This window comes from Bacillus sp. AP50 (assembly GCF_040492675.1).
GTDB lineage: Bacteria > Bacillota > Bacilli > Bacillales > Bacillaceae_G > Bacillus_A > Bacillus_A cereus.
Genome location: NZ_JBEUTW010000324.1, coordinates 1 through 11,218, shown reverse-complemented (window position 1 = coordinate 11,218; position 11,218 = coordinate 1). Strand labels below are relative to the sequence as shown.

The window sequence follows — 11,218 nt, the reverse complement described above, 5'->3', positions numbered from 1 at the left end:
GTATAACATGTTGAAGAAGTATAATATGTATACCTTATGAAATTTTAACAAAAGAAAGGTGGGTATCGAGTGAATCATGATAGCCCATCTTTTTATTTGTCATAAAAGATAATACATTAGATCTTTCATTGTTTCGAATATTCATCAATCGCCTCTAATAAGGTTCTTCTAATGATAATTGTTACTTAAAATCTCCCACATAATCTCGCTATGCTTCTTAATCCGTATATCTTGTATGTAATATTAAACGGTATAGCGCATATAATCGTATTTGCTATCTTCTTTTTGTAGGTTATTTATAATGACTTATATATTCTGCATACTTTATTTCTATGAAAGTTCACATAGAGAAGAGGTTTGCTTTTATAAGTATATTTTTGAATCCATAAGCATAATGAGAATGGATCTCATAAATATTAATCCGAGTAAGACTACAAAACATACCTCTAAAATGTTAAAGTATTAATTTAGCAAGAATTAACTAGAAAATTATATTAAACATGATAATTTAAAGCACGTTATAGGATAAACTTTAACTGCTGAATAAATAATCAACATTTCAGGAGGCAAAACAATGGCAATGAGTAACAACGATATATTAAAAAGAGTAAGATACGCTTTAGATATAAAAGACATAGATATGGTAGAAATCTTTAAACTTGGCGGGATGGAAGTAACGAAAGAAGACGTAGTTGATATGCTTACAAAAATAAAGAGGGCTCCTCAGCATGAAGCTGAAAATGATGAGGTAGCTGAAGATGAGTACGTAAAAACATGCGATATGATGATGTTAGAGGCATTTTTCAATGGATTTATTACTTTAAAAAGAGGGAAGCAAGATCCGAAACCAGGACAACCGGCACCTGTACAAAGTAAAGAGAGTGCTAATAACCTTCTTCTAAAGAAAATGAAAATCGCACTATCTTTAACGAGTGAGGATGTACTTGATATATTAGATAGCGTAGGCGTTACGGTAACAAAAGGAGAGTTAGGCGCTCTATTAAGAAAAAAAGGTCATAAAAATTACAAAGAGTGCGGCGATAGATACGCAAGGAATTTCATTAAGGGATTAGGTGTAAAGTATAGAGGATAATGAGTTCGTTAAAGCAGTAAATGATATAATAGGTAGAGTAGGACGTTCGTATCCTACTCTTTTTTATTTGTAAAAATACTATGCTAGGTGATGAAATGGTACATACATATTTAGGTGAGACAATTAATTTTCATATAACTTATAAGAAGAAAAAGTCCGTGCGTCTTTTTGTGGATTCGTATGGAAATGTGGAAGTGCAGGCTCCGAAAGGGACACCTGTTGAATACTTAGTCCAGTTGCTAGAAGAGAAGTGGGGTTGGATTCAGACAACATGTAAAGAAATGCAGGAGCGAGCGCATGGACCACAGGAAAAGGATTATGATCAAGGAGAAGGCTTTTTGTATTTAGGGAATACGTATCCGATACAGATTTCCCAAGATGCAAGCATTGAGCAAGACAACGCAGTATTTAAAGGGGATAAGTTACATATTTATGTGAAAGAGCTTAAGGATGAGAAAATACAACAAGCTTTAAAACGATTTTACTATAAGCAGTGTAAATCTTTAGTAGAGAAGAGTATTAAAGCGCATCAAAGTAATTTCAAAACAAAACCACGTTCTATTCGTATTACAGATAGTAGTCGTACTTGGGGTACTTGCGATTCGAATTTACAACTAACATTCAATTGGAAGCTAGCAATGGCACCACAGCGAGTAATTGACTATGTAGTTGTTCATGAAATGTGTCATATGGTTCATTTAAATCATGATCGATCGTTTTGGCGTCTTGTCGGGAAAATCATGCCCGATTATAAGGAAATGGAGAACTGGTTAGCTTTATCTAGTTGGAAGATGACGGTTTAATGTTGCGCTTTGTATAGGTTGCAATTATTGTCAATCTTTGTCGGTAAGTCGATATATTTCGAAAATCGCTGATATATTTGAAGTTGCGCCGATATATTTCGAAAATCGCTGATATATTTGGAGTTGCGCCGATATATTTCGAAAACCGCCGATATATTTGGAGTTGCAATCGATATGTTCAATGAAGAGAAAGTAAAAGGAGATGTCATAGCAGGCATCTCCTTTTTTGAGTATATAGATTATCGTCCAAACTTCACAACAAATTCTTCATCAACTTTCTCCATCTCATACCCACGATACCCCTCCGAAAGCAAAGCCTGCTGTCCACTAGCATCATTCATTAGAATACTTTGAACATCTGTCCAATCGTTTTCCTTATCTCTGCGCAATTCCTTCACAAAAACATACCGCAGACTACCACCATACTTTTCCTTCAGCGCAGCAATCTCCATTCCTTGCGCAAATTTATCCTTCAAACTCGGAATGTTAAAAGGAGCAACGGTGCAGCATACATAATCATATTTGCTGTCTTCTTTTTGCAATTCTTCCATAATGACTTTTGCTAATATTTTTTGCATCCCATTTCCTCGGCAGTTCGGATGAACGTTTGAGATTTCTTGATAGATGATGCGGTGTAGTTCACTTTCTGGCAAACCAATATCAAGCCCTAAATGTTCATCGTCGATAGGAGGGACGAGTAGAGCGCGAAATGCGATGAGTTCGTTTTCGATAAAAGCACCGATCATCATGCCGTTTCCTTCTAGAATGTATTGAAATTCTTCTTGTGAGAGTGGTTGTAAACGACTTTTATCTTCTAGTGCTTCAACTACGATGTTTTGTAGTGATAAAATTTGTTCGATGTGCTCTAGTGATAGTAATGTAACGTGAAATGATTCGTTATTTTGTTTTAATGTTCCTTCGTATAGAACCGTCATATGATAGTCCTCCTTTAGCGTACAACGTCTTGAAAGACGGTTAGTTCTTGTAGTGTATTTTCATTTATTTCAATGCCGAGTCCCGGCTTCTCGTTTAAGCGAATGAATGGTACATCGTAATGTAAGTTTCCGATGTCTTTTGTGAATTTTAATGGTCCTGTTAGCTCTACGCTCGTAATGATTTTCTTTGAGAAAGCGACATGGAATCCTGCGGAAGAGGCAACAGATGATTCGACCATTGATCCCACTTGGCATTCAATGCCGGCCATTTCAGCTTGATGAGCGAGCTTTACAGCTGGATATATGCCACCGCATTTCATTAGTTTTATATTCACTTTATCAGCAGCTTCTAATTTAATAATTTGGCGCATTTCACGAGAACTTTTTAGTCCTTCATCAATCATAAGCGGGAGGTCTGTCTTAGAACGGATATGAGCCATGGCATCAATATCGTCCGCGATAACAGGTTGTTCAATCCAGTCAATGTTTAAATGTCCTAATGAACGCAGTGCTGTTAATGTGTTTGCGCTATTTTTCCAGCCTTGGTTTACATCAACGCGAATAGCGATGTCATTTCCTACACGTTCTCGTACAGCTTCAATACGTTTCACATCTTCTTTTACATTCGTACCAACTTTCATTTTGAAAGATTGGTAACCTTTTTGAATCATAGAAGCAGCTTCTTCAGCCATATCTTCAGGATCGGCAATACTTAAAACGTGAGTGACAGGGAATTCTTCATGATAGCGCCCGCCAATTAATTGATATACAGGTTGATTTAGTTTTTTGCCCATTATATCAAAACAAGCAATATCAATTGCAGCTTTCGCTGTTGGAACACCGTAAATTGTATTGTCCATTATGTCGTGTATTTTTTCGATATTCATTGGATTTTTCCCGATTAGAGCAGGGGTTAGCGTATGTTTTAAAGTATGGAAAGTACTTTCCCATGATTCACCTGTGACGTGATCATCAGCAACGCCTTCACCGTAACCGATAATACCTTCATCTGTTTCCATTTTGACGATAATAGAGGGCATATCAGAATAAGAGCCATAACTAATAACAAACGGATTGCGAAGCGGTAAACGAATTGCGTAAAGATGAATAGCTGTAATTTTCATTGAATAGAAACCCCTTCCTGTTTACAATAGTTTTGTACATTTGATATAGTTGACGTTAAATAGTCGTTAATTAATGATAAGGAGTTAGAGAAAATGATGATAAAAATTGCAGTTGTCGGTTCAAAGGAGTTTATGGAGAACCTTTTTCCTATTGCTCAAAAATTAGAAGGAATAGAAATTGATCCATATATTTACCTTCATCCGGCGGAATCTTCTGAATTATTAAAGTGTCTAAAGCCTTGTGATGTCATCTTTTTCTCAGGTGCTTTACCTTATTATATGGCAAAAGAAATAAGAGAACAATTACGAATTCCAAGTACATACTTACAGCAAGACGAGACAACTATCGCATCTTCAATTCTTTCTATCATGTATCATCAAAGTATTCAACCACATAACATTTCCATCGATTTAGTAGACCGCTCGTTTATTACAAATGTGTTCCATGATATTGGTATAAAAGAAAGCCCGCAAGTGTTGGATTATGAAAATATGCTGTGGAGTAAAGATGAGATAAATAGAGTTATCGATTTTCATGTAGCTAAATATCAATCTGGAGAAGCTCATTTAGCTTTAACTAGTATTCACGCTGTTTACGACGAGCTTCAAAAAATAGGTGTTCCTTCAGAGCGCATGATTGATCCAACACAATCCATTATACATGGTCTAAAAGATGCAAAAATAAAAGCTGAGTTAGCAAAAAGCTATTCAGCTACTGTTGGTGCTTGTATTATTTCTTCCTTAGAATTACGAGCGAGTTTGCTTGAAAAACTAGATGTCATTTCAAAAGAACTACGTGGTTCATTTAAACAAGTGGATGAAATGACATGCATTTTGTATACAACTCGTGGTGATATCGAATCAATTATTAAAACAAATGCGATAGATAACTTGTTTGCGAGCGTAGAAGGAACGATAGCTATTGGATTTGGTTATGGGAAAACCGTGAAAGAGGCGGAGCAAAATGCAAAAATTGCTCAAAGTTTTGCAAAGAATAATCCAATAGATCGTTGTTTTTATATACTAACAAGTGATAAAGATTTGTTTGGTCCGTTCCCGAAAGAACAGAGAGTACAAAGTTTGAAAAATGATAATCCGGAACTAATGAAAATAGCGAAGGAAACGAAGCTTAGTCCGGCCAACTTGTCAAAAATCATTCAATTTAGTCAATCGCATCCGTCATTGAAGTTTACAGCAGCTGACCTTTCTGAGTACTTACAAGTGACTCGAAGATCGACAGAAAGGTTGTTAAAGAAATTAGTTGATTACGGGTATGCTCATATTTGTGGCGAGGAAATGCCCTATCAACAAGGGCGACCTCGCGCACTATATGAACTGAATTTACCGCTATTTTTAAGCTTCTAGTTGAGCTTTTTGTTTCTTTAGTAATTCTGCTTTTTCAATGTCTGATAGTTTTACAATTGTGAAGCCTGTTATGCCATAAATGATTGAGATAATAGGTACGATGAAATTCAAAATAGCATAAGGGGCATATTCAAATGCACCTACGCCAAGTGTAGCGAGAATAAATACACCGCACGTATTCCAAGGAACGAAGACAGAAGTTAATGTTCCGCCATCTTCTAATGCTCTGGATAAGTTTTTTGAATGTAGTCCTTTTTCTGTGTATGCATTTGCGTACATTCTTGAAGGGACAACAATTGAAATATATTGTTCAGAGCAAGTAAGGTTTGTTGCAAAACAAGATGCGATAGTAGAAGCGATAAGCCCTTTTGCTGATTTCGCTAACTTTAAAATTTGATTTACAATTGAGCGAAGAATACCTGTATGTTCTAATACTCCTCCGAAAGTCATAGCGACAATTGTCATAGAGACTGTATTCATCATCGAATCTAAGCCACCGCGGTTAAATAGTTCGTCTACTAGCTTGTTTCCAGTGTCTATAACAAATCCAGCTTGGAGTGCACCGACAGATGCTGAGACAGAACCACCTTGAATAAAGACTTGTGATAAAAATCCTAAAATAATACCGACGAGAATCGCTGGTATAGCAGGAACTTTTTTTGCGACCAATACCATAACGACTACGGGTATAATGAGTAGGAAAGGTGAGATAACAAAGTTTTGTTGCAATACTTGTAACGTTTGATCGATGCTCTTCGCATCAATATTGTTAGCGCCGAAGCTTCTTCCTAAGAGCGCGTAAACGATAAGAGTAATAATTAAACCTGGAACTGTAGTAAATAACATATGACGAATGTGTGCGAATAAATCTGTATTTGTTAATCCTGCGGCTAGGTTAGTTGTATCTGAAAGCGGTGACATTTTATCGCCAAAATAAGAGCCTGAAATAATGGCACCAGCAACCATTGGAGCTGGGATTCCCATACTTAGGCCAATTCCCATTCCAGCAACACCAATTGTCCCCATTGTAGACCAAGAGCTACCAATTGCTAATGCAACGATAGAACAAATGACGGTAATGGAAACTAAAAATAGTGATGGAGTTAAAAGTTTTAAACCGTAATAAATCATCGTTGCGACGATTCCACCGCCAATCCAAGCACCAATTGTTAAGCCAACAAGAATAATAATGACGATAGCAGGTAATGCAAGACGAATCCCTTTATACATTGCTTCTTCAAGATCATTCCATTTGTAACCATAACGCCAAGCGACAATAGAAGCAACGGTTGTACCGATAATAAGTGGAACGTGAGGGGTTTGTTTTAATACAACAATTGTAACCATCATAACTGCAACGGTAATGATAATAGGGATAATCGCTATTCCAAAAGGTATTTCTTTTTTCATAAAGTTCCTCCTTGTTACGTATGTTTGTTTGTATTTTTAGAATTGTCGTAAAATAGACGTTTATTAGGTTATGATAACTAAAAGTTTATGTAAGCGTCAACATAAAAAACAGAAAATAAGGAATGTTCTAGTTGTTTGTTTAGTTTGTAATATAAGTGCAGAGTAAGGTTTTTAAGTATTTAAAAATAAACAATTGACTTTTTTCTTAAAATTCAATATGTTCATAAAAACATCTGTTTTTCATAAGTATAATTAACCCGAATCGTTTGTAATGTGGGAAGGAGACTGGAACGTTGAAAACATTAGAACTACAAGAGCGCTTAACGGAGATTTTTCAGCATTTACACGAAAACCCTGAAGTAAGTTGGAAAGAATATGAAACGACAGCGTATATTACTGACTTTTTAAAAGAAGAAGGAATTTCATATAGAACATTTGATGATTGTCCAGGTGTAATTGCTGAGATTGGAGGCGGGAATCCAGTTATTGCGATTCGTGCTGATATGGATGCACTTTGGCAAGAAGTAAATGGAGAATTTAAAGCGAACCATTCATGTGGCCATGATGCTCATATGACCATTGTAATGGGACTTATTTTACAATTGAAAAATATGAGATGGAAAAGTGGTATGGTTAGATTTATTTTTCAGCCGGCAGAAGAGAAGGGGAATGGTGCTTTGAAGATGGTGGAGAAAGGTGCTGTAGATGATGCTGATTTCTTATTTGGCATCCATCTAAGACCAATTGAAGAACTATCTTTGAAACAAGCAGCCCCATCTATTCGCCATGGAGCAGCAGGGTTTTTAGAGGGTATGATTCATGGGGAGGATGCACACGGGGCAAGACCACACCAAGGTGTGAATGCGATTGATGTCATTTCCATGATTAATATCGGTTTGAAAAATATTTGGCTGCCACCGCAAAGTTCTTATTCAGTAAAAATGACGAGATGCCAAGCAGGTGGTGATAATTTAAATATCATTCCAGGAAATGGTCATTTCAGTTTAGATGTAAGAGCTGAGAGTAATATACTATTAGAAGAATTAAAGAAAAAGATTGAGCATGTAATAGAATCAGCTGCATCGATGGGGTCGAAAACTTCATACGAATGGATGGATCTTGCACCAGGAGCAGAGGTTTCCGAAGAAGCAGAGCGCTTTATGCGTAAAGGTATTCTCGAAGTGTATGGGGAAGAGAGATGCACAGGGCCTCTCTATACGACAGGAAGCGATGATTTCCATTACTATACAGTGAAAAGACCACATTTAAAAGCTGTCATGCTTGGACTAGGAGCAGACCTACAACCTGGATTACACCATCCGTATATGAGGTTTGATCATAGTTGTATTATGGATGGGGTAGAAATATTGAAACAAACTGTATTGAAAGTGTTAGAAGACAGGGGCTAAAGAGCTCCTGTTTTTTTGTCGTGAATTGTCGGTAAATCGATATATTGAGAAAATCGTTGATATATTTGAAGTTATGATAGATATATTGAGAAAATCGTTGATATATTTGAAGTTACGATAGATATATTAAGAAAATCGTTAATATAATTTCACGTACCTATTAATTTGATGAAAAATGAGCCTCCAGTACATGGTGTATAATAATAAGTACCATTTTTTAATAGGAGAAAACGAATGAACGAACAATATTACGATGCAGTTTTACATATAAAAACAGTCGGTGAGCAAAAAGGGTTTAACAAATCTATGCATTATCACCGTTATGAACCGACGCCGTATAGCGGATTAGATGAGTTACTGAATCAATATGAAATAAAAAGTAGTGACCGAATTGTAGACTTTGGGTGCGGAAAAGGGCGATTAAACTTTTATATGCATCATAAATGTGGGGCTTCAGCAGTTGGAATTGAAATGAATGAAGAGTTTTATAAAGAAGCGATTGATAATCGAGATCGTTATGCACGAAAGGCAAGAAACAGTAAGGGGAAAATTCAATTCCAATGTTGTTTAGCGCAGGAATATAAGATTGATCCACATGATAATAGGTTTTATTTCTTTAATCCGTTTTCTGTGCAAGTGTTTATGAATGTAGTAAATAACATTTTGCTTTCAGTAGAAAACACGGGGAGAGAAGTGGATATTATTTTATATTATCCTTCTGAGGACTATATTTTCTTCTTAGAAAATCAGACTGCGTTTGAGCTGAAGAAAGAAGTTAGATTGCCAGGTGCTTATGAGAAGAATGGGAATGAGAGGTTTTTAGTTTATACATTAGGGTAATAAAAAAACAGGTGCCAAGGCACCTGTTTTTTATTAGTTACGGATTAAGTAATCAAATGCACCTAAAGCTGCGTTTGCACCTGAACCCATAGAGATGATGATTTGTTTGTACGGATTATTTGTACAGTCACCTGCAGCAAACACTCCTGGTACGTTTGTAGCGCCGTGCTTGTCTGTTACGATTTCACCGCGAACGCGTTCAACTGTTTCGCCTAACCAGTCTGTGTTTGGCACAAGACCGATTTGTACGAATACACCTTGTAATTCAACGTGATGAACTTCTTCAGTTTCACGATCGATGTAAGAAATACCGTTTACTTTATCAGTACCAGTGATTTCTTTCGTTTGAACGTTTTTCAGAACAGTTACGTTTGGTAAGCTGTTAAGACGCTCTTGTAATACAGCATCAGCTTTTAATTCTGGCATGAATTCAAGAACAGTTACGTGCTTAACGATACCTGCTAAGTCGATAGCTGCTTCAATACCAGAGTTACCTCCGCCGATAACTGCTACGTCTTTTCCAGTGAATAATGGACCGTCACAGTGTGGGCAATATGCTACACCTTTATTTTTGAACTCAGCTTCACCTGGTACGCCAACATTACGCCAGCGAGCACCTGTAGAAACGATTACGCTCTTACTTTTCAGAATAGCGCCGTTTTCAAGTTCCACTTCAATAAGTTCTTTTTTCTCTAAACGTTTCGCACGTTGTAGATTCATTACATCGATGTCGTATTCTTTTACGTGTTCTTCAAGGCTTGCTACTAGCTTAGGACCTTCAGTCTTTTTTACGCTGATGAAGTTCTCAATGCCCATAGTATCCATTACTTGACCACCGAAGCGCTCAGCAACGATACCAGTGCGGATGCCTTTACGTGCTGCGTAAATTGCTGCACTTGCACCAGCAGGGCCGCCACCAACAACAAGAACATCGTATGGATCTTTATCAGAAAGCTCTGATGCATCTGGACCGTTACCCATTTTAGCTAAAATTTCTTCAAGTGTCATACGACCGCTTCCGAAAGATTCGCCGTTTAGGTAAACAGTTGGTACTGCCATGATGTCTTTGCTTTCTACTTCCTCTTTGAATGCAGCGCCATCAATCATAGTATGTGTAATACCAGGGTTAAGAACGCTCATTACGTTAAGAGCTTGTACAACATCAGGACAGTTATGACAACTTAGGCTGATATAAGATTCAAAATGATATTCGCCTTGAATGTTTTTAATTTGATCGATTAATTTTTGTTCAACTTTTGGAGCGCGTCCACTTACTTGTAGTAAAGCTAACACTAATGATGTAAATTCGTGTCCTAATGGAATACCAGCGAATACGACACCAGTGTCTTCACCAGGGCGGTTTACGCTAAAGCTTGGTGTTCTCTCTAATTCAACTTTTTCTACTGTAATCTTAGATGACATAGTAGCTAATTCGTCTACTAGAGCTAACATATCTTTAGATACGTTATCGTCTCCTGCGCTTACCTTAAGTAAAATATCGTTCTCCATTAATTGAAGGTATTGGGATAGTTGTGTTTTTATATCTGCATCTAGTATCATTTTGATCGAACTCCTTAGATTTTGCCTACAAGGTCAAGGCTTGGTTTAAGTGTTGCAGAACCCTCTTGCCATTTAGCTGGGCAAACTTCACCTGGGTTGTTACGTACGTATTGAGCAGCTTTAATTTTGTTAACAAGAATGCTTGCGTCACGGCCGATACCGTCAGCATTGATTTCCATAGATTGGATAACGCCGTCTGGATCGATGATGAATGTACCACGAGCAGCAAGACCTTCTTCTTCCATTAAAACGTTGAAGTTTGTAGTGATTGTGCGAGTTGGGTCACCAATCATGATGTACTCGATTTTGCCGATAGTTTCTGAGCTATCATGCCATGCTTTGTGAGTGAAGTGAGTGTCTGTAGATACAGAGTATACTTCAACGCCTAAGTCTTTTAGAGTTGCGTATTGGTTTTGTAAGTCTTCAAGTTCAGTTGGGCAAACGAATGTGAAGTCAGCTGGGTAGAAACAAACTACACTCCATTTTCCTTTTAAACTTTCGTCAGTAACTTGGATAAATTCTCCATTATGGTAAGCATTAGCTTTAAACGGTTTTACTTCTGTGCCGATTAATAACATATTAAAATTCCTCCTAAATGTTGGTTTTGAGCATCAAAAAATAGTGTGCTCATAAAATATATTTTTTAATTAACTATAATAATTCTAATTCGATATTAATT

The 11,218-nt window shown here is 36.9% G+C and carries 10 protein-coding genes; 5 read left to right on the top strand and 5 right to left on the bottom strand.

Annotation, left to right across the window (positions count from 1 at the left end):
- Positions 1 to 574: 574 nt before the first annotated feature.
- Together ABWK52_RS21385 and ABWK52_RS21380 are read left to right on the top strand one after the other, a co-directional pair.
- Positions 575 to 1,093 (top strand): DUF1456 family protein, encoded by a 519-nt coding sequence (locus ABWK52_RS21385; protein WP_042874253.1) that lies wholly within the window; start codon positions 575 to 577, stop codon positions 1,091 to 1,093.
- Positions 1,094 to 1,188: 95 nt separating this feature from the next.
- Positions 1,189 to 1,896: a M48 family metallopeptidase gene (locus ABWK52_RS21380; protein WP_098542179.1), complete on the top strand. Its 708-nt coding sequence runs from the start codon at positions 1,189 to 1,191 to the stop codon at positions 1,894 to 1,896.
- Between the two features lie 239 nt (positions 1,897 to 2,135).
- Here ABWK52_RS21380 and ABWK52_RS21375 read toward each other — a convergent pair whose 3' ends face one another.
- Both ABWK52_RS21375 and ABWK52_RS21370 read right to left on the bottom strand, forming a co-directional pair.
- Positions 2,136 to 2,831, bottom strand: a complete 696-nt coding sequence (locus ABWK52_RS21375) for an N-acetyltransferase (RefSeq protein WP_098542181.1) — start codon at positions 2,829 to 2,831, stop codon at positions 2,136 to 2,138.
- 14 nt (positions 2,832 to 2,845) lie between these two features.
- Positions 2,846 to 3,955 (bottom strand): mandelate racemase/muconate lactonizing enzyme family protein, encoded by a 1,110-nt coding sequence (locus tag ABWK52_RS21370; RefSeq protein WP_098542183.1) that lies wholly within the window; start codon positions 3,953 to 3,955, stop codon positions 2,846 to 2,848.
- Between the two features lie 93 nt (positions 3,956 to 4,048).
- Between ABWK52_RS21370 and ABWK52_RS21365 the strand changes: the two genes are divergently transcribed.
- Positions 4,049 to 5,320, top strand: coding sequence for a hypothetical protein (locus tag ABWK52_RS21365; RefSeq protein WP_000972803.1), 1,272 nt, complete (start codon positions 4,049 to 4,051; stop codon positions 5,318 to 5,320).
- Here ABWK52_RS21365 and nhaC read toward each other — a convergent pair.
- Positions 5,309 to 6,730 (bottom strand): Na+/H+ antiporter NhaC, encoded by a 1,422-nt coding sequence (gene nhaC, locus ABWK52_RS21360; protein WP_000711520.1) that lies wholly within the window; start codon positions 6,728 to 6,730, stop codon positions 5,309 to 5,311. The two genes, ABWK52_RS21365 and nhaC, sit on opposite strands and share 12 nt — an antisense overlap.
- 293 nt (positions 6,731 to 7,023) lie before the next feature.
- On the opposite strand from nhaC, the gene ABWK52_RS21355 reads away from it, so the two are divergent.
- Positions 7,024 to 8,139: a M20 peptidase aminoacylase family protein gene (locus ABWK52_RS21355; protein ID WP_000853511.1), complete on the top strand. Its 1,116-nt coding sequence runs from the start codon at positions 7,024 to 7,026 to the stop codon at positions 8,137 to 8,139.
- 234 nt (positions 8,140 to 8,373) lie between these two features.
- Entirely contained in the window at positions 8,374 to 8,979 is a 606-nt protein-coding gene (locus ABWK52_RS21350) for an SAM-dependent methyltransferase (protein ID WP_048567395.1), read from the top strand.
- A gap of 33 nt (positions 8,980 to 9,012) precedes the next feature.
- Here the strand turns inward: ABWK52_RS21350 and ahpF are convergent, their stop codons facing one another.
- Both ahpF and ahpC read right to left on the bottom strand, forming a co-directional pair.
- Positions 9,013 to 10,539, bottom strand: coding sequence for an alkyl hydroperoxide reductase subunit F (gene ahpF, locus ABWK52_RS21345; protein ID WP_000599501.1), 1,527 nt, complete (start codon positions 10,537 to 10,539; stop codon positions 9,013 to 9,015).
- A 14-nt stretch (positions 10,540 to 10,553) separates the two neighbouring features.
- Positions 10,554 to 11,117, bottom strand: coding sequence for an alkyl hydroperoxide reductase subunit C (gene ahpC / locus ABWK52_RS21340; protein ID WP_000924420.1), 564 nt, complete (start codon positions 11,115 to 11,117; stop codon positions 10,554 to 10,556).
- Positions 11,118 to 11,218 lie beyond the last annotated feature (101 nt).